This is a genomic window from Streptomyces aquilus, assembly GCF_003955715.1.
Lineage (GTDB): Bacteria > Actinomycetota > Actinomycetes > Streptomycetales > Streptomycetaceae > Streptomyces > Streptomyces aquilus.
This window is the reverse complement of record NZ_CP034463.1, coordinates 3,762,555-3,780,663: the sequence shown is the minus strand read 5'-3', so window position 1 is coordinate 3,780,663 and position 18,109 is coordinate 3,762,555. Positions and strand designations below refer to the sequence as shown.

14 protein-coding genes and 2 tRNA genes are annotated in these 18,109 nt (G+C 70.1%); 11 read left to right on the top strand and 5 right to left on the bottom strand.

Annotated features, from left to right (window positions below):
• Positions 1–4: 4 nt before the first annotated feature.
• On the bottom strand, positions 5–1,426 hold the full coding sequence (locus EJC51_RS17330) for an amino acid permease (protein WP_207924743.1): 1,422 nt from the start codon (positions 1,424–1,426) through the stop codon (positions 5–7).
• 215 nt (positions 1,427–1,641) lie between these two features.
• Here EJC51_RS17330 and EJC51_RS17325 point away from each other — a divergent pair, with 215 nt between their 5' ends.
• Both EJC51_RS17325 and EJC51_RS17320 read left to right on the top strand, forming a co-directional pair.
• Positions 1,642–2,130: a ribose-5-phosphate isomerase gene (locus tag EJC51_RS17325; RefSeq protein WP_097264110.1), complete on the top strand. Its 489-nt coding sequence runs from the start codon at positions 1,642–1,644 to the stop codon at positions 2,128–2,130.
• A gap of 34 nt (positions 2,131–2,164) precedes the next feature.
• Complete coding sequence (locus EJC51_RS17320) at positions 2,165–2,986, top strand: Fpg/Nei family DNA glycosylase (protein ID WP_126271905.1); 822 nt, start codon at positions 2,165–2,167, stop codon at positions 2,984–2,986.
• An 8-nt stretch (positions 2,987–2,994) separates the two neighbouring features.
• Here EJC51_RS17320 and EJC51_RS17315 read toward each other — a convergent pair whose 3' ends face one another.
• Positions 2,995–4,236 (bottom strand): GNAT family N-acetyltransferase, encoded by a 1,242-nt coding sequence (locus tag EJC51_RS17315; RefSeq protein WP_208870717.1) that lies wholly within the window; start codon positions 4,234–4,236, stop codon positions 2,995–2,997.
• Positions 4,237–4,398: 162 nt separating this feature from the next.
• Between EJC51_RS17315 and EJC51_RS17310 the strand changes: the two genes are divergently transcribed.
• The 4 genes from EJC51_RS17310 to EJC51_RS17295 all read left to right on the top strand — a co-directional run bounded on the left by EJC51_RS17310 (position 4,399) and on the right by EJC51_RS17295 (position 9,347).
• Positions 4,399–5,586 (top strand): PP2C family protein-serine/threonine phosphatase, encoded by a 1,188-nt coding sequence (locus EJC51_RS17310; protein WP_126271904.1) that lies wholly within the window; start codon positions 4,399–4,401, stop codon positions 5,584–5,586.
• Between the two features lie 85 nt (positions 5,587–5,671).
• On the top strand, positions 5,672–6,463 hold the full coding sequence (locus EJC51_RS17305; protein WP_126271903.1) for an ABC transporter ATP-binding protein: 792 nt from the start codon (positions 5,672–5,674) through the stop codon (positions 6,461–6,463).
• Positions 6,463–8,892 carry an FtsX-like permease family protein gene (locus tag EJC51_RS17300; RefSeq protein ID WP_126271902.1) on the top strand — a complete coding sequence of 810 codons (2,430 nt, stop codon included), beginning with the start codon at positions 6,463–6,465 and terminating at the stop codon, positions 8,890–8,892. The genes EJC51_RS17305 and EJC51_RS17300 overlap by 1 nt, the downstream gene beginning before the upstream one ends.
• A complete protein-coding gene (locus tag EJC51_RS17295; RefSeq protein ID WP_126271901.1) occupies positions 8,889–9,347 on the top strand; it encodes an HD domain-containing protein in 459 nt (152 codons plus the stop codon). Before EJC51_RS17300 ends, EJC51_RS17295 begins: the two co-directional genes overlap by 4 nt.
• On the opposite strand, the gene EJC51_RS17290 is transcribed toward EJC51_RS17295, so the two are convergent.
• Positions 9,344–10,513 carry an acyltransferase family protein gene (locus EJC51_RS17290; protein WP_126271900.1) on the bottom strand — a complete coding sequence of 390 codons (1,170 nt, stop codon included), beginning with the start codon at positions 10,511–10,513 and terminating at the stop codon, positions 9,344–9,346. The two genes, EJC51_RS17295 and EJC51_RS17290, sit on opposite strands and share 4 nt — an antisense overlap.
• Positions 10,514–11,047: 534 nt before the next feature.
• Between EJC51_RS17290 and EJC51_RS17285 the strand changes: the two genes are divergently transcribed.
• Positions 11,048–11,242: a hypothetical protein gene (locus EJC51_RS17285; protein WP_079312310.1), complete on the top strand. Its 195-nt coding sequence runs from the start codon at positions 11,048–11,050 to the stop codon at positions 11,240–11,242.
• A gap of 106 nt (positions 11,243–11,348) precedes the next feature.
• On the top strand, positions 11,349–13,490 hold the full coding sequence (locus EJC51_RS17280; protein ID WP_126271899.1) for a serine/threonine-protein kinase: 2,142 nt from the start codon (positions 11,349–11,351) through the stop codon (positions 13,488–13,490).
• A 743-nt stretch (positions 13,491–14,233) separates the two neighbouring features.
• Here the strand turns inward: EJC51_RS17280 and EJC51_RS17275 are convergent.
• The gene (locus tag EJC51_RS17275) at positions 14,234–14,770 is read right to left on the bottom strand and encodes a hypothetical protein (protein WP_126271898.1); all 537 of its coding nucleotides are present in this window, start codon (positions 14,768–14,770) and stop codon (positions 14,234–14,236) included.
• 577 nt (positions 14,771–15,347) lie between these two features.
• Positions 15,348–15,421 (bottom strand) — tRNA-Gly (locus EJC51_RS17265).
• A gap of 153 nt (positions 15,422–15,574) precedes the next feature.
• On the opposite strand from EJC51_RS17265, the gene EJC51_RS17260 reads away from it, so the two are divergent.
• The 3 genes from EJC51_RS17260 (at position 15,575) to EJC51_RS17250 (ending at position 18,090) form a co-directional block, all read left to right on the top strand.
• A tRNA-Pro gene (locus EJC51_RS17260) sits at positions 15,575–15,651 on the top strand.
• A gap of 168 nt (positions 15,652–15,819) precedes the next feature.
• Positions 15,820–17,217 carry a trigger factor gene (gene tig, locus EJC51_RS17255; RefSeq protein ID WP_126271896.1) on the top strand — a complete coding sequence of 466 codons (1,398 nt, stop codon included), beginning with the start codon at positions 15,820–15,822 and terminating at the stop codon, positions 17,215–17,217.
• 267 nt (positions 17,218–17,484) lie between these two features.
• Positions 17,485–18,090 (top strand): ATP-dependent Clp protease proteolytic subunit, encoded by a 606-nt coding sequence (locus tag EJC51_RS17250; protein WP_165951168.1) that lies wholly within the window; start codon positions 17,485–17,487, stop codon positions 18,088–18,090.
• The last annotated feature ends 19 nt before the right edge of the window (positions 18,091–18,109 follow it).

Here is an 18,109-nt window from a genome sequence, read left to right as displayed (position 1 = left end):
CGCGTCAACCGACCTTGATCTTGTCCTGCACATCCGTTCCGCCGGCGACGTCCGAGGAACGCCCGCCCCGCACCCGCTCCTTGAGCACGGCGACCCCCAGCACGAACGCGGCGACGAGCAACGACAGCAGCACGGTCGTACGCCCACTGCTCGCCCCCTCCGTGTCGGTCAGCATGTAACCGAGCACGAAGACGATCAGCCCGGCCGTCGCCCAGGTCAGATACGGGTACAGCCACATCTTCACGACCAGCTTCTCCGGCGCCTCGGCCTGGATGATCTTCCGCATCCGCAGCTGCGAGAAGCAGATGACCAGCCACACGAACAGCGCGACCGCGCCGGAGGAGTTGACGAGGAAGAGGAAGATCGTGTCCGGCGAGAGGTAGTTGAAGAACACGGCCACGAAGCCGAAGATCACGGACGCGAGGATGGCCGTCATCGGCACACCGCGCGAGGTCGTCCGCGCGAACGACTTCGGCGCGTCCCCCCGCTCACCGAGCGAGAAGGCCATCCGCGAGGCCGTGTAGAGCCCGGAGTTGAGACAGGACAGCACCGACGTCAGCACGATGAAGTTCATGATCTGACCGGCGTGCGCGATCCCGAGGGAGTCGAGGGCGGCGACGTAGGAGCCGGACTCCTTGATGGACGGGTCGTCCCACGGCAGCAGCGTCACGACGACGAAGATCGAGCCGAGGTAGAAGACGCCGATCCGCCAGATGATGCTGTTGGTCGACTTGGTGACGGCCCGCTGCGGGTTCTCGGACTCGCCGGCGGCCAGCGTGGCGATCTCGCTGCCCATGAAGGAGAAGACGACGAGCAGGACACCGGTGAGGATGGCGCCGGGCCCGTTGGGCAGGAAGCCGCCGTGGTCGGTGAGGTTGGACAGGCCGGCCTTGTCGGCGTCGACGCCCGGCAGCACACCGAAGACCGCGAGCCCGCCGATGACGATGAACGCCCCGATGGCGACGACCTTGATCCCGGCGAACCAGAACTCGAACTCGCCGTAGGAGCCGACGGACACCAGGTTCGTGGCGGTCAGCACCACCATCACGATCAGCGCCCATCCCCACTGCGGGACGGCGGGGATCCATCCTTCGAGGATCTTGGCACCGGCGGTGGCCTCCACCGCGAGCACCACGACCCAGAAGAACCAGTAGAGCCAGCCGATGGAGAAGCCGGCCCAGCGCCCGAGCGCCCGGTCGGCGTGGGCGGAGAACGAACCCGAGGTCGGGTTGGCGGCCGACATCTCGCCGAGCATCCGCATCACCAGCACCACGAGCGTGCCGACGAGTGCGTACGACAGGAGGATGCCGGGTCCTGCGGTGGCGATGCCGGAACTGGAGCCGACGAACAGTCCGGCCCCGATCACACCGCCGATGGCGATCATCGACAGATGTCGGTTCTTGAGTCCGGCCTGGAGACCAGTCATGGGGGGAATTCCTTTGCGCCGGGTGAGCGGTCCCCGTACGGGTTGCGTACGGATCGGTCCAGTGAATCGGAGGCAAAGGAATTCGTGAACCTATGAATCCGGATTGTTACTTGAGGTTTTCTTGAGCTTCCATGGTTGGGTCTTGATTAGGGCGGTAATTTTCCTCCCGGACACCCAGAGCGGCTGCCCCGAAACAGCCATGTCACACTCATCCCATGCGCGTGTATCTCGGCTCCGACCATGCGGGCTTCGAACTCAAGAACCACCTCGTCGAGTGGCTCAAGGCCGCCGGCCACGAGGCCGTCGACTGCGGCCCCCACATCTACGACGCCCAGGACGACTACCCGCCGTTCTGCCTCCGCGCCGCGGAGCGCACGGCGGCCGACCCCGACGCCCTCGGCATCGTGATCGGCGGCTCGGGCAACGGCGAGCAGATCGCCGCGAACAAGGTCAAGGGCGTCCGCGCCGCTCTCGCCTGGAGCGAGGAGACGGCGTCGCTCGGCCGCCAGCACAACAACGCCAACGTCGTCGCGGTGGGCGCCCGGATGCACACCCAGGACGAGGCGACGAAGTTCGTCGAGACCTTCCTCGCCACGCCGTTCTCCGGTGACGAGCGCCACATCCGCCGCATCGACATGCTGGCCGACTACGAGACGACCGGCGACCTCCCGCCGATCCCGGCGCACCACCCGCAGCAGGACTGACGCACGCCCCAGGGGGCTGGAAGGAACAGGCACCGTGCCAGAGGGGCACACGATCCACCGGTTGGCGGCCGACTACGCCGACCGCTTCTGCGGCACGGCGCCCCGCGTCACCAGCCCCCAGGGCAAGTTCTCCGACGCCGCCGCCCTCCTGGACGGCGCCGGACTCACCCGTACCGAAGCCCACGGCAAGCACCTCTTCCTGGGCTTCCGGGGCACCGGCCGGGACACCGACTGGGTCCACATCCACCTCGGCCTCTTCGGCAAGGTGGCCTTCGGCGACGCCCCCGCGCCGCCGCCCACCGACACCGTCCGGCTGAGGCTCGCGAACGCCACGTCGTACGTCGACCTGCGCGGCCCGACGACCTGCGCCCTCATCACGGACGCCGAGAAGGACGCGATACACGGTCGCCTGGGCCCCGACCCGCTCCGCGAGGACGCCGACCCGCAGACGGCGTACCGGCGCATCTCCCGCAGCCGTACGACGATCGCCGCGCTCCTGATGGACCAGAAGGTCATCGCCGGCGTCGGCAACGTCTACCGCGCCGAGGTCCTCTTCCGGCACGGCATCGACCCCTACCGGGCGGGGAAGGATGTCACCGCGCGCGAGTGGGACGCGATCTGGCGGGATCTCGTCGACCTCATGCGCGAGGGCGTGCGCCACAACCGCATCGACACCGTCCGCCCCGAGCACACCCCGGAGGCGATGGGCCGCCCGCCCCGCGTCGACGACCACGGCGGCGAGGTGTACGTCTACCGCCGGGCGACCCTGCCCTGCCACATCTGTGGCGGCGAGATCCGCACCGCCGACCTCGCCGCCCGCAACCTCTTCTGGTGTCCGGGCTGTCAGACCCGTTAGCGGGTGCGTCAGAACCCGTGCGGCAGCCAGGGCGCCACCGGCGACCCGAACCCGACCGCCGCCTCCGTCAGCGCCCCCTGCCGCAGCTCCCGCACCCGCCCCGCGGCCCCCAGCGCGGCCAGGCTCACCCCGCCGAGATACGCGGCCCCCAACTCCCGTACGGACAGCGCCAGATCGGCCGCGTCCTCGGTCCGCTCGCAGGTCGCGCCCTTCGCGTCCCCGCTGAGCCGCCAACGCCCCGTGTTCCAGGGGCAGAAGTCGTCCTCGACGTCGAACACCACGTCCACCGGCGCCTGATAGGTCCGCGCCTCCAGGGCGGCCCCCACGTCCACCAGCCGGACATGCAGCGAGTCCCGCAGCCGCGGCTCGCAGCGCCGGAGGTCGGAGACCAGCTGCTGCCAGACCTCGTCGACCGGCCGCCCCCGCGCATGCACCTTCGACGTCAGATCGATCCCGAACAGGAACCGCCACAGCGCCGCGTGCGCGGCCGGATCCAGCGCCTGTACGTCCCGCAGCACCACGGTCCCCTTGGGCCCGGCGGCGTCCCACTCCGGCTTCACATGGAAGCGCGCGTACCCGACGACCTCGCCGTCCCGCTCCGCGACCACGCTCTGCAGCGGCGAGGCCCCCTCCCGGTCGCTCTCGGGATCGAGCAGCCCGAGCCGCTCCCACCCGGGAAGCCGCGCCACCATGCCCGGCCGCTGCGGCACCAGCCGCGCGTACACCGCCTCACAGGCGTCGAGCACGTCGGCCGGCTTCGCGTACCGCACGCGTACGTCATCGGTACCGGGCGGCACGGACAGCCGTACCCGGGTGGTGTCGATCTCGGCGTTGACGTGGAACGTCGCCGGCGCGTACCCGAACCGGCCGTAGATCGCCGGCTCGCTCGCGGTCAGGACGGCCAGCGGCCAGCCCCATTCCCGTACGTCGTCCAGCTGACGCCGCATCATCGACCGCAGCACCCCGCGCCGACGATGGGTCGCGGCCACACTGACCATGGTCACGCCCGCGGCCGGCACCGAGGCGCCGCCCGGCACGGTCAGCCGGAAGCTGAACGCACCCGCCGTACCGACGCACTCGTCCCCGTCCCAGGCGCCGATGGAACGGTCGAGTTCGGTGAGCGCGTTCCACAGCTCCCGTTCCTCGGCTGCCTCCGGGACTCCGCCGAAGGCCCGGATCAGGTTGTCGTACCACTCGTCCCATTCGTCCTGCCGCAGCACCCGCACGTCGATCGCCAAGTCAGAAGCCATGGACCATGCCTACCAGGGCATTGCGGGACGAGCCAGGGAATTTCTCCTTGGTGGCCGCAGGGTGGCTTTCCGTGAAGTTCACTGTGAAGTTGAACCTCGGACGGGGGACAAGTGGGACCTCCCGTGCCAAGCAGCTGGTCCGATGGATAGGGTCCCGAACTAATGGCAGCAGGACGAGAGCGGCGCGCGGCGGCCGACACGTTCACGGCCCGGTTGAAGATGCAGTGGCACCGGGCCCGCGTCGGCCTGCGCAGAAGCGCCGTGGACTACTTCCGCGGGGACGGCTCGGACTGGGTCGCACTGGCCGGTCTGCTCCTCACGATCCCGCTGATCGCGGCCACCACCCTGATGAACTCGGTGTGGTGTTCACCGGCCGCACTGGTCCTCCCGATCGTCGCGGGCGGACTGCTGCTGCGCCCGGCCAGCCTGCTGGGCCTGTACGCGGCGGCGGCGACGGCACTGATCGTGGAGTCCGTGCAGCTCGGCCCGTACACGGAGGGACCGTCGAGGGTCACCCCCGGCATCGTGCTGGTCGTGGCCGCATGCGGGTTCTTCGGCCTCCTCATCGCCCAGTTCCGCAGCCGGGTCGGCGTGCCCTGGCGGCGCGGCGGCACCATGCTCTTCGACCTGCGCGAACGCATCCGCGTCCAGAGCAAGCTCCCCAAGCTCCCGCCCGGCTGGCACCGCGAGATGGCCCTGCGTCCGGCGGGCGGCCAGTCCTTCTCCGGCGACTTCGTGGTCGCGGCCCGCACCAACGGCGGCCGCACGATGGAGGTCGTCCTCACGGACGTCTCCGGCAAGGGCATGGACGCGGGCAGCCGCGCCCTGCTCCTGTCCGGCGCCTTCGGCGGCCTCCTGGGGAGCCTGCCGCCGCACGCGTTCCTGCCCGCCGCCAACGGCTACCTCCTGCGCCAGGACTGGGACGAGGGCTTCGCCACCTCCATCCACCTGGTCCTGGACCTCGACTCCGGCGACTACGAGCTCTACTCCGCGGGTCACCCGCCGGGCCTCCAGCTCAGCGCGGGCAGCGGCCGCTGGGAGGAGAAGGCGGCGGAAGGCCCCCTCCTCGGGGTCTACGACGGCGCCCAGTTCGACCCCGTGAAGGGCACCCTGCGCCCCGGCGACGTCCTGATGCTCTTCACGGACGGCCTGGTCGAGACGTCGGACCGGGACATCGTCGAAGGCATAGACCGCCTGACCGGCGAAGCCGACCGCTATGTGGCCGGCGGCTTCCACGGCGCCGCCTGGCACCTGATCGAGGCAGTGGCGAAGGACGTCAACGACGACCGGGCCCTGCTCCTGATCTGCCGGGAAGGCCCCACGGCGACGGCCCAGCCGACCCTGCCGTAGCCGCGTCGAGGTGGGGTTTTCCCCCGCCCCGATTCGCCAGCCGCCCTCATCGCCCCGCCCGCCCCCGCTCCGTAGCGTCAAGAACATGACCTCGGACCGGAAGAAATCCCCCATGTCCACCCCCGGCGAATGGGCCGTCGAACTCCACGGAGTCACCCGGCGCTACGGCCGTGGCCGCACCGCCGTCCACGCCCTCCGCGGCATCGACCTCACCCTCCCGCCGGGCACCTTCACCGCGGTCATGGGCCCTTCCGGCTCCGGCAAGTCCACGTTCCTCCAGTGCGCCGCCGGCCTCGACCGCCCCACCGCCGGCACGGTCCGCCTCGGCGGCACGGAGATCACCGGCATGAAGGAGAACAAGCTCACCGCCCTGCGCCGCACCCGCCTCGGCTTCGTCTTCCAGGCCTTCAACCTGCTCCCGTCCCTCACGGTCGAGCAGAACGTCGCCCTCCCGACGCGCCTCGCGGGCCACCGCCCCGACCGCCGCCGCACCGCCGAGGTCCTCGCCCAGGTCGGCCTCGCCGACAAGGCCCGCCGCCGCCCCGGCCAGCTCTCCGGCGGCCAGCAGCAGCGCGTCGCCATCGCCCGCGCCCTCGTCACCCGCCCCGACGTGGTCTTCGCCGACGAACCGACCGGCGCCCTGGACACCACCACCGCGGCCGAGATCCTCGCCCTGCTGCGCCATGCCGTCGACACCGAGCGCGCCACGGTCGTCATGGTCACCCACGACCCCACGGCGGCGTCCTGGGCCGACCGCGTCCTGTTCCTGGCGGACGGCGAACTCACCACCCACCTGGACCGCCCGACCCCCGACCAGATCGCCACCCGCATGCAGACCCTCGCGGCCCACCGCGCCGACGTGAAGGCAGCCGCCTGATGCGTCCCAACGGCCTGGCCCGCGCCGCCCTCCGCTTCCGCCCCTCCGCGTTCGTCGGCACCTTCGTGGCCCTCGTCATGGCCGCCGCGATCGTCTCGGCCTGCGGCATCCTCCTGGAGACCGGCGTCCGCGCCGAGGTCCCGCCCGGCCGCTACGCGGGCGCACCCGTCGTGGCCGCCGCCGACCAACGGGCCCACTACGGCAGGGGCGACAGCGCCGACAGCGAGCCGGTCCCCGACCGCGCCCGCCTCGACGCCGCCCTGGTCGCCAAGGCGGCCATCGCCCCCGGCGCCCGCACCGCCGTACCCGACGTCACCTTCCCGGTCACCGGCCCGCACGGCCCCCTCGACGCCCACAACTGGTCCGCGACCGCCTTCACCGGCGAATGCCTCACGGCGGGCCGTGCCCCGGGCCCCGGCGAGGTGGTGCTGAGCCGGGCAGAGGCCGGCACCCGCGTCACCCTCACCACCCCGGACGGCACCCACACCTACCGCGTCTCCGGCACGACCGCCGCCCCCGGCGTGTGGTTCACCGACCCGGAAGCCGTACGCCTCTCAGGGCACCCGGGCCGTATCGACGCCATCGCCGTCCTCCCGAAGCCCGGCGTCACCACCGGCACCCTGGCGGCCCAGGTGGCACACGCCCTGGGCGGCCAGGCCGAGATCCACACCGGTGACGGCCGCGGCACCGTCGCGGACCCCACCCTCGACGAGGCCAAAGAGGTCCTCACCGGCATCGGCGGCTCCTTCGGGGGCATCGCCACGGTCGTCGCCATGTTCACGGCCGCCGGCACCATCGCCCTGGCCGTCGGCCAGCGCGCCCGCGAGTTCGCGCTGCTGCGCGCCATCGGCACCACCCCGCGCCAGATCCGCCGCACCATCGCCACCGAGACCCTCCTCGCCGCCCCGCTCGCGGCCGCCCTCGGCTGTCTGCCGGGCACGGCCCTCGCGGCCTGGTGGCTGGACCAACTCCGCGACCGGGGCGCGGTCCCGGAACAGGTCGACCTGGCCGTCTCCTGGATCCCCCTGGTCTCCGCGACCGGCGCCGTCCTCCTGACCGCCCTCCTCTCCGGCTACCTCGCCGCCCACCGCAGTTCCCGCATCAAGCCGGGCCAGGCGCTGAGCGAGGCGAGCGTGGAGCGGCTGCGCGTCGGCTGGATCCGCACCCCGCTCGGCCTCGCCGCGGTCGCGGGCGGGTGTGTCTGCGCGGCCCTGGCCGCCTCCCTCACCGGCGAGGACGCGGCCAACGCGGCGCTCGGCGTCGTCGTGCTGTTCATGCTCGCCGTGGGCCTGCTCGGCCCGCTGGTCGCGCGTGCCTGCGCGGCCCTGTTCGGCCTCCCGCTGCGCGGCGCCGGCGCCTCCGCGGCGCTGGCCGCCGCCAACTCCCGTACCAACGCCCGCCGTCTGGCCTCCGCGATCACCCCGATCGTGCTCGCGATGGCGTTCTCCTCGGTGCTGGTCTTCCTGCACACCAGCGAGGACCACGTCACCGCCCAGCAGCAGCGCGACGGCATCACCGCCGACCACATCGTCACCGCCCCGGACGGCGGCCCCGGCCTCGCCCCCGACGCCGTACGACGGGCCGCGGGCACCCCCGAAGTGACCGCCGCCGTGGGCCTGTTGAAGACCTCCGTGCTGGTCCCCGGTGCGGGCGGCGCCCTGGAGGCGGCCACCGCGCAGGGCGTCACCGGCTCCGCCCGGGACCTGGCCGCCGTACAGGATCTGGACGTCAGGACGGGGCGACTGTCCCTCACCCAGGGCGAGATCGCGGTCGACGCGTCCCTCGCCGACACCGCGGACGTCCGGGTCGGCGACCGTCTCCACCTCCGCCTCCCCGACGGCACGAAGGCCGCGCCGCGCGTCGTGGCGACGTACGGCCGCGGCCTGGGCCTCGCCCAGGTCACCCTGAGCCGTGCCGACCTGGCCGGCCACGTCACCTCCGCCTACGACACGGAACTGTGGACCAAGGGCGGCACGACCGCCGCCCTCAAGACGCTCGGCACCGTCCAGGACCGCTCCGGTTACACCACCGCCCAGTCCGTGGACCGCGAGCTCAACGCCTGGGCGAACAACCTCATGGCGGCCGTCCTCGGCGGCTTCGCGGCCGTCGCCGCCGTCAACACCCTGGTGATGACGGTCCTCGACCGCCGCCGCGAACTCGGCACGCTCCGCCTCATCGGCTCCACCCGCCGCCAGGTAATGCGGATGATCCGCTGGGAGGCCCTGCTGGTCGCCCTCGCGGGCATCGCCCTCGGCACCGCCATCGCCCTCGCCACGCTGGTGCCGATGATGAACGGGCTGACGGGACAGGGCCCTTACATCCCGCCTCTGACCTACGGAGCCTTCGCGGGAACGATCGTCGCACTCGGCCTGACCGCGGTCACCCTCCCGGCCAAGGCGGCACTCCGCAGGGAGACACTGGACGAGTGACCGAACCACTGACGCTCGCCGAGATCGAGGCCCTCGCCCGCACGGCTCACGAGGGCCAGACCGACAAGGCCGGACGCCCTTACGCCGAACACCTCCAGGCCGTCGCCGAGGGCGTCCGCACCCAGGGCGGCGACGCCGACCAGATCGCGGCGGCCTGGCTGCACGACGCCGTGGAGGACGACGCCCTCTCCGAACAGTGGCTGACCGAGGCCGCGCTGAGTCGTCGTACGAAGGACATCGTGCGTGCCGTCACCAAGCGCGCGGGGGAGCCGCCCGAGACCTACGCGGCCCGCATCCTCGCCACGCCCGGCGCCCTGCTGGTGAAGGAGGCGGACCTGGCCCACAACGCCGACCCGACCCGCCTCGCGGTGCTGGACGAACCGACCCGGAAACGACTGACCGAGAAGTACGCGCGCATGCGCACACTTCTCGGTCTGGTACGGAACGAGGGTTAGGCCGGGACCTTCTCGCGGTGCTCCTGCCGCTGCCGCTCCCGCGCCACCTCCGCGGCGTCCTTCCTGAACGCCCACTCCATCTTCGGCTCCATCGCGAACCGGAACACCCGCCGCACCGGCGCGGTGCACAGCACCGTGACGACCGCGGCGGCGACCACGCTCACGAAGATCTCACCGGCCGGCCGGTGCAGCCACGCGTGGTCGAACCAGCCCTGGTAGTCACCGGCCTTCACCAGGAAGCCGTGCAGCAGATAGCCGTAGAGCGTGCCCGCACCGAGCGCCGTGAACCACATCTTCCGGCGCGGCACCCAGGCGAAGAAGCAGGCGGTCAGCAGCAGCGAGCAGCCGAACATCGCGAGCACCATCACCGGACCGACCCACCACGGGGCACCCAGGTCCTGGGCGGCGTCCCGGTGGTAGAACCACGCGGTGTTCATGCGCGGCACCGCCCACCAGCCGACGGCGAGCGCGGCCGCGAACACCGGCACGGCCAGGATGCGCATCCGCCAGGTGCGGACCATGTGGAAGTGCTCGGCCTTCATGCACAGCCCGAGGACGAAGTACGGCAGGAACTGGAGCACCCGCTGGAGGTCCAGGTCGTTGCCGATCGACGGCGCCACGGACGCCAGCATGGCGATGCCGAGGGCGACGGGGAGCGGCCGGCGGATCATCTTCAGGATCGGGGTGCACATCCGCCAGACGAACAACGCGCACAGGAACCAGGTCAGATACCAGGGGTCGAGCAGACTGATGTCCTTGCCCGGGTCGTCGCCCGCCGCGCGCTCGAAGAGGACGTACGCCGTCTCGAACAGGATGTACGGCACCGCCACGCCCGTGATCAGCCGCTTGAGCCGGTCGGGGCGCATGTCGAAACTGCGGGAGAAGAAGCCGGAGATGATGATGAACGCCGGCATGTGGAAGGAGTACACGACCGTGTACACGCCCTCCAGGATGCGGCTGTCGCCCTTGAGTGGCTCCCAGGCGTGACCGACCGCGACGAGCACGATCGCCAGGTACTTGGCGTTGTCGAAGAACGCGTCACGCTGCTTGCCCTGTGGCTTGTGCCGAGGCTGCTGCTGAGTGAGCGGTGAGCGGGGGCTCGGCACTCCGGGTGCCGACGACTGTGCCGGCGGGAGCGGCACTCGGGGCGAGGCGGCGTGGAACATCTGAGGCACCCTAGCGTTGTCTGTGCGATTTCGTAAAACCGGCCACGTCATTCCTGGTTATCGGCTTCGGGTACCCGATATTTCGGCAAGCCGACGCCATTCTCCACGTGACGGTGAACACAGCGAATGGAGAGGCCCAGACGTCACCGCAAGGGTCGTATTGGTGGGATTCATCCCGACTAAATAGGGCATATGACCAGCAGGCGACTCCTGTGGAATGTCCGCTTCCTGCGCGGTGGTTGGGGCCGCCGCTCATTTTCGAATTACCTGCGAACGCGATGTGTGGAGACCGAAACGATCCGGTCGAATTCCCTGTGCGATCCCCGTGTGAGTGGGCGCTCGAATTGCTGTACGGAACCCGGGGTGTTGGCCACGGACCCGGACGGCGCCGCACAGTTCGGGCACAGGTGTGGTCAACGATGTCTCACCTGCCGCATACAGCGGCTTGGTTGGTGGCACGATGGTTCTGGCGGGGGTGCGCGGGGCTGGCACCCCCGGGCCGGGAGAGCGGACCGACCTAGGGTGTGATCAGTTGTGGCCATTTCGCTGTCAGTGGTGCTGCTGTTGGCGATCATCATGGTGGTGTTGATCCGTGGCGGGTCGCTCAAGGCAGGACCCGCGATCGTGGCCGTGCTGTTCGGCTTCTTCCTCGCCTCGACGGGCATGGCCGACGACATCCAGCGCTTCCTCAACTCGATAGCGGAGACCATCAACTCGATCCAGTTCTGACCCCGTTGAACCGCCGGGCCAGGGCCTGCGGCATGATCCGCCGGACAGGCCCTAGGCTGACCAGCCCGGTCACGGGGGCCGGTGACGGACGGGGGGACGTACGGGGATGGCGCTGCGCGACTCGGACCCGGCGGAGGTGGGCGGTTACCGCATCGAGGACCGGCTGGGCAGCGGTGGCATGGGCGTGGTCTACCTCGCCCGCTCCGCCTCCGGCCGCCGCCTCGCGGTCAAGGTGGTGCACGCCCAGTACGCGGACGACGACGAGTTCCGCGCCCGGTTCCGCCGCGAGGTGGACGCCGCCCGCCAGGTCAGCGGCGCCTTCACCGCACCCGTGGTGGACGCGGACGCCGACGCGCCGCGCCCCTGGATGGCCACGCTCTACATACCGGGCGCCGATCTCGGCACCCACATCCGCCTGCACGGTCCGCTGCCGCCGTCCCGTGCCCGGGAGTTGGCCGCGGGTCTCGCCGAGGCCCTCCGTGACATCCACCGCGTCGGCGTCGTCCACCGGGACCTGAAACCGGCCAACGTGATGCTCGCCGACGACGGCCCCCGCGTCATCGACTTCGGCATCTCCCGCGCCACCGGACTCGGCGCCTCCGACGCCCTCACGCAGACCGGCCGCGTGATGGGCACACCGCCCTTCATGTCCCCGGAACAGTTCTCCGCCCCGCACGAGGTGGGCCCCGCGGCGGACATCTTCTCCCTCGGCGCGGTGGTCGCCTTCGCCGCCTCAGGCAAGGGCCCCTTCGACAGCCCGAGCCCCTACGAGACGGCGATCCGCGTGGTGGAAGGCGCCCCGGAACTCACCGACGTACCCGAGGAGTTGCTCCCCTTCATCCGCCTCTGCCTGGAGAAGGAGCCCAAGTCCCGTCCCAGCGTGGACGAACTGCTCCGCCTCCTGCGGGACGGCACTCTGCCCAACCCCGGCCCCCCGACCCTCCTGGACGCCCCGCGCCCCCGCCGGCGCCGCACCCGCCTCCGGCTGCTCACCGCGCTCGGCGCGGCCCTCCTCGCCGCCGTGGCCACCACCACCCTCGCCCTCACCGACGACGACGCCGCCGCCCCGGAAAGCCTTCCCGCGGGCTGGGAGGCCTGGCACCGGCAGGCGAAGGACCCCAGTGTCGACAAGGACCCGATGGGTCCCACCGCCCTCTTCAACCGCTGCGTCGCCTCCGGCACCTCCCTGGTCTGCGCGGGCGACGAGATCATGGCCACCCGCTTCGCGCTGGCCGACGGCGCCAACACCTGGGGCCGGCCCATGGACCCGACCGCCGAGGACGCCGACTTCGGCAGCAGCGGCTCCGGCGCGGGCACGATCATCGGCTCCCACGACGGCCGCGTGTACGTCTACGGCGCCGACGACCGGCCCGGCCGCGGCGAGGCGGCGTACGCGACCCGCTACTCGATCCAGGCCCTGGACGCCGGGACCGGCGAGGTCGCCTGGCAGACGGTCACCGCCGACAGCACGGACGGCACCGAGCCGAGCAGCGACCAGGGCGCCTCCGCCGCCGTCCCCGCGGGCGTCGTCACCGTCTACGGCAAGACGGGCGACCAGTACGCCCTCCTCGACGCCGAGACCGGCGAGGTCCGCTGGAAGCGCCCCCTGCCGAACCCGAACCAGTACATGAGCCTGCTGCGCAGCGCGGGCGGACAGGCGTACCTGCTCACCGCGAAGTACACGTCCGACGTCATCGAGAACACGAGCGTCAGCCAGCTCGACCCGGACACCGGAAAGCCCCGCTGGACCGTCAGGCTCAAGGGCGACGTCGACATCGTCGGCCGGCGCGCCGGCCGCCTGCTGCTGCTCAACACCACCGGCCCCCGCCGCACCCTGACCCTGATCAAGACGTCCACGCACATCGTCACCACGGTGAGGCTCGCCAGGCCCCAGCCCGAGGCCGCGACCCCCACCCTCACGGGCGGCACCCTCTACTTCACCCTCTCCAACGGCGGCATCCGCGCGGTCGACCCCGACACCGGCCGCCAGCTGTGGGAGGGCAACTCCGGCGTAGAACTCGCGGGCCCGCCCATCGCCTCCCGCACCCACCTGTACCTGGCGTCCCCCAGCGGCCGCCTCGCCGCCGTCAACCGGACGACCGGCAAGGTGGACGGCACCCTCGACGGCCGCGACGAAGCCGCCGTGGACGGCTCCCCGACCGGCGCCCCACTCACCCTGGTGGGCGACGCGCTCTACGTCCCGTACGGCCTGCGCTCGGTCTACACGGTGGATGTACGGACCCTCTGACCAGGTACGAAGATCTTGTACGACGGGCTCGCCGGGGAGCGGATCGACTCCACGTGCCGTTGTCCGTGTTGTTGGTCGACGCGTGGCATGGCAGTTTGCGATCGAGCCCCATCCTTAAGGGGTGGGTGATCGGGGCCGCAACTTCTCTCCGACTCTGCCGGGCGGACCGGTTCAAGTTGCCTGTTACGGTCGTCTGATGGCTGATCTTGTTGGGTGGTTGCAACTGCTTGGTGCGGGCAGCGTCGGTGGCGTTGCGGGCCAAGTGGTAGCCCAATACGTGAGTGCGGGCCCCGAACGTCGTAAAGCTCGTGCCGATGTTCGGAGCGCCATGACGGAACTGGATGAGCTTGTCTGGCGTGCGGACGACCCCGAGGTCTGGCCTCGGCTCCGGAGGGCTCTGCATGCGTTCGAATCGGCCTCGATGATCGCTGGGGTACCTCGTGAACTATCGATTTGGTACGTGACTACGAGGTTGGCCTTCTACGGGCAGAGTCGTCGTAACTACGATCGGCACGGCGGCCCTGATGAGGGCGGTGGGTGGCTGGAACGCCATCATCTGCAAGGCCTGAACGAGGCCGCCGAGATGATCTACCAAGCTCTGTGGCATCCCCAACGGTCACGGTGGTTCCGGAAGGGACGACTTGCGGCAGCTAAGGAGCGGACGCGTCGGGCTGTAGCCGACTCCCCAGAACTCTTGCGCGATCTAGAGAGAAGTGGTGGGCCGGTCTGATCGCTTCAGCCCGCTAAGGCACAGGTTGGCTGCGAACAACAGCGCTGGCCAGCACGCGAGCAGAGGACGGAAGCTCAACGCTCGGAAAGCGGCCGGTTTGTCGTCCTTGCTGAAACCACGCGTCGAACTCTTGGCTCACGTGCTTCGACGTCAGCAATACAACTACAGCCATGGAACGGGACCTTCCCCCTTCCAACGTGGTCACCTTGAACCACCCACTTGCGTCCAAGGTCAGCTTTTCCTTCGGCCAGACCTCAGTGCTGTTGGGAATGCGGTGCACGATCCACACTTCATGATCTTGAGGCAGGTCAAGGACTCTGCCTTCGACATTGATCTCGGTGTCGAAGGTGTCGTCCTCGATCGGGCCGGTGAGCCAGGCCCGGCTCCCTTGTCCCAATCCTGCCTGGGCCTGGCTTTTTACTCGACGCCGTTGCGGATAGGACAGTAACCAGGTCAAGAGTTGTTGTCCGCCACGGGTGCACGCGACACAGGCGGACACAAGGATGGTGCTCAACGCCCCACCCAATGCCCCTATCAGCAAATTGATCATCTTTATAGGTCGTGCACCGGTGGGATCGTCGCTGCACGCCTCCCCTCACCCAATGAGACTAGGCGCCGGACAGCATCTCTCAAGGTTTTCCTTGCGATTTCGTGTTTTGGCTCGGATCGGTGTGAAGCGGAGCCTCCAGGCGCCCCCTCCATCCCGGTGCGGGCCGATCCCCCGCCGGAGGCAGGAGCCCAGCAGGGTCGTACCCCTGAGGACGCCCGCGCCAGGGCGGTTCGACAGCTGATGGAGCCGGGGCGGGAGCGCGTTCGGCTTGTCGCAGAGTTGGAACGGCTGGACGCCCGGGTTCGTCCGCTGAGCCGTCGAAGCCGTCGAAGCCGTCGAAGCCGTCGAAGCCGTCGAAGCCGACGTGCCCTACCGCTGAGTCGCAGAGCTGACGGGGGTTCCCGCGCGACCGTGGCCCGCTGGGGCAAGGACGGGGAGTAGCGAAAGGTGAGGCCGCACCTGTCGACAAGCCCGAAAGCCGAAGAGGCACGCGGGGGACACGCAGGACTGAACGCGACCCCGGAACGCGATCAGGGCCAGGCGGAGGAATCATCCTCTGACCTGGCCCTGAGTCGTGTGGAGCGGGCGACGGGAATCGAACCCGCGTAGCTAGTTTGGAAGACTAGGGCTCTACCATTGAGCTACGCCCGCACGCGACGCGCCGCAGGTCAGGTGACCGCGGCACAGAAGGCATCGTAGCGGGTCGGCCCCCTTCGCCGCACACCCCGGTCCGCCTTGCCGCGCGGCCCCGTAAATGCGGCGATCCCATGGCCTGCGGGCATGTACCCTACGTGTCGCACCAGACGGGGTGTGGCGCAGCTTGGTAGCGCGTCCGCTTTGGGAGCGGAAGGCCGTGGGTTCAAATCCCGCCACCCCGACCACCTTTCTTGATCGCCTTTTGGGGCGTGTCGCGGCTGCGGTTACTATGCAAGCTGCATGCCCGTGTGTCTCTCGTCTGACCCTGACGACGTCCTCCCGGGCGGCGAATCCGCCGGAGCCGTTCTGGCCCCGGCAGAATCCAAGAAGTCAGCCCCCAAGGAGACCGAACCGTGAAGAGCGCCGTGGAGACCCTGAACCCGACCCGGGTTCGGCTCAGCATCGAGGTGCCCTTCGAGGAGCTCAAGGACAGCCTCGACGCGGCGTACAAGAAGATCAACCAGCAGGTCACGGTGAAGGGCTTCCGCAAGGGCAAGATCCCGGCCCGCGTCATCGACCAGCGGTTCGGCCGCGGTGCGGTCCTGGAGGAGGCGGTCAACGACGCGCTTCCGAAGTTCTACACCGAGGCGGTCAACGAGGCCGACCTGGACGTCCTCGGCCAGCCCGAGGTCGACATCACGGAGCTGAAGGACGGCGACACGCTGAACTTCACCGCCGAGGTCGACATCCGCCCCGCCCTGGAGATCCCGGACTTCTCCGGCATCGAGGTCGAGGTCGACGCCGTCGAGGTCACCGACGAGGACGTCGACAAGTCCGTCGAGCAGCTCCGTGAGCGCTTCGCCGCCACCTCCCCGGTCGAGCGCGCCGCCGAGGACGGCGACGTCGTCACGATCGACCTGGAGGCCAAGGTCGACGGAGAGGTGCTGGAGGACGGCATCGCCAGCGGTGTCTCCTACACCATCGGCTCCGGCGAGCTCCTCGACGGCATCGACGACGCCGTGAAGGGCCTGGAGGCCGGGGCCGAGGCCACGTTCACCTCCGAGCTCAAGGGCGGCTCCGCGGCCGGCAAGGAGGCCGAGGTCACCGTCAAGGTCACCCAGGTCGCCGCCCGCGAACTGCCCGAGCTGGACGACGAGTTCGCGCAGCTCGCCTCCGAGTTCGACACCCTCGACGAGCTGAAGGCCGACAGCCGCAAGCGCCTCGAGAACATGAAGCAGTACGACCAGGCCACCCAGGCCCAGGAGCGCGTCCTGGAGAAGCTCCTGGAGCTCGTCGAGGTGCCCGTCCCCGAGAAGCTGCTCGAGGACGAGATCAACACCCGCAAGCACAACCTGGAGCACCACCAGCTCGGCCAGATGGGCCTCGACCTCGAGAAGTACCTCGAGATCCAGGGCAAGACGGCCGAGGAGTTCGACGCCGAGACCAAGGAAGCCGCGGTCAAGGGCATCAAGACCCAGTTCGTCCTGGACGCCCTGGTCAAGCGCGAGAAGCTGAACGTGAACCAGGAGGAGCTCACCGAGCACCTCATGCGCCGCGCCGCCTCCTCCGGCATGTCCCCCGACCAGTTCGCCCAGGCGGTCGTCGAGGGCGGCCAGGTTCCGCTCCTCGTCGGCGAGGTCGCCCGCGGCAAGGCCCTGGCCGTCGTGGTCGAGGCCGCCACGGTGAAGGACACCAACGGCGAGGTCATCGACCTGGACGACGAGGACGAGGTCGAGGAGGCCGCCGAGGTCGCCGCCGAGGCCACGGAGGCCGACGCCACCGAGGCCGACACCGAGAAGACCGAGGGCTGAGCCCACGGCACCTCGTAGGTCGTAGGACGGGCCCCGGGTCACTCATGACCCGGGGCCCGTCCGCCTTCCCGCCAGGCCGTCCCGCGCTACGCCCCCGGCGAACAGCCCGGTATCCGGGATTCCCCGAAGGGACCAGCGCGTTAGGGTCCATGAATACGAGGGGAGTGGAGTCCCCGAGCGGCTCCAAGCCCCGCAGGGAACACGCAGGGAAACGTGAGACGGCCCGGCGCCGTCGTAAGACGAGCAGGTGGATACGTGACGAATCTGATGCCCTCCGCCGCCGGCGAGCCTTCCATCGGTGGTGGCCTCGGCGACCAGGTCTACAACCGGCTGCTCAACGAGCGGATCATCTTCCTCGGCCAGCCGGTCGACGACGACATCGCGAACAAGATCACCGCACAGCTGCTGCTCCTTGCCGCGGACCCGGACAAGGACATCTACCTCTACATCAACAGCCCGGGCGGTTCGATCACGGCCGGCATGGCGATCTACGACACCATGCAGTACATCAAGAACGACGTGGTGACGATCGCCATGGGCCTCGCCGCCTCCATGGGCCAGTTCCTGCTCAGCGCGGGCACCCCCGGCAAGCGCTTCGCGCTGCCGAACGCCGAGATCCTGATCCACCAGCCGTCCGCCGGCCTCGCCGGCTCGGCCTCGGACATCAAGATCCACGCTGAGCGGCTGCTGCACACCAAGAAGCGCATGGCCGAGCTCACGGCTCAGCACACGGGCCAGTCGTTCGAGGAGATCACCCGCGCCTCCGACCGCGACCGCTGGTTCGACGCGGAGGAGGCCAAGGAGTACGGCCTCATCGACGAGGTCATCACCACGGCCGCCAACATGCCGGGCGGCGGCGGCACCGGGGCCTGAGCCCCGCAGCAGGGCCCGC

Excerpts from the sequence above, each read along its gene's own strand:
- EJC51_RS17330 (WP_207924743.1), bottom strand. The coding sequence starts at position 1,426 with ATGACTGGTCTCCAGGCCGGACTCAAGAACCGACATCTGTCGATGATC.
- EJC51_RS17325 (WP_097264110.1), top strand. The coding sequence starts at position 1,642 with ATGCGCGTGTATCTCGGCTCCGACCATGCGGGCTTCGAACTCAAGAAC.
- EJC51_RS17315 (WP_208870717.1), bottom strand. The coding sequence starts at position 4,236 with ATGGCTTCTGACTTGGCGATCGACGTGCGGGTGCTGCGGCAGGACGAA.
- EJC51_RS17310 (WP_126271904.1), top strand. The coding sequence starts at position 4,399 with ATGGCAGCAGGACGAGAGCGGCGCGCGGCGGCCGACACGTTCACGGCC.
- EJC51_RS17305 (WP_126271903.1), top strand. The coding sequence starts at position 5,672 with ATGACCTCGGACCGGAAGAAATCCCCCATGTCCACCCCCGGCGAATGG.
- EJC51_RS17300 (WP_126271902.1), top strand. The coding sequence starts at position 6,463 with ATGCGTCCCAACGGCCTGGCCCGCGCCGCCCTCCGCTTCCGCCCCTCC.
- EJC51_RS17290 (WP_126271900.1), bottom strand. The coding sequence starts at position 10,513 with ATGTTCCACGCCGCCTCGCCCCGAGTGCCGCTCCCGCCGGCACAGTCG.
- EJC51_RS17280 (WP_126271899.1), top strand. The coding sequence starts at position 11,349 with ATGGCGCTGCGCGACTCGGACCCGGCGGAGGTGGGCGGTTACCGCATC.
- EJC51_RS17275 (WP_126271898.1), bottom strand. The coding sequence starts at position 14,770 with ATGATCAATTTGCTGATAGGGGCATTGGGTGGGGCGTTGAGCACCATC.
- EJC51_RS17250 (WP_165951168.1), top strand. The coding sequence starts at position 17,485 with ATGCCCTCCGCCGCCGGCGAGCCTTCCATCGGTGGTGGCCTCGGCGAC.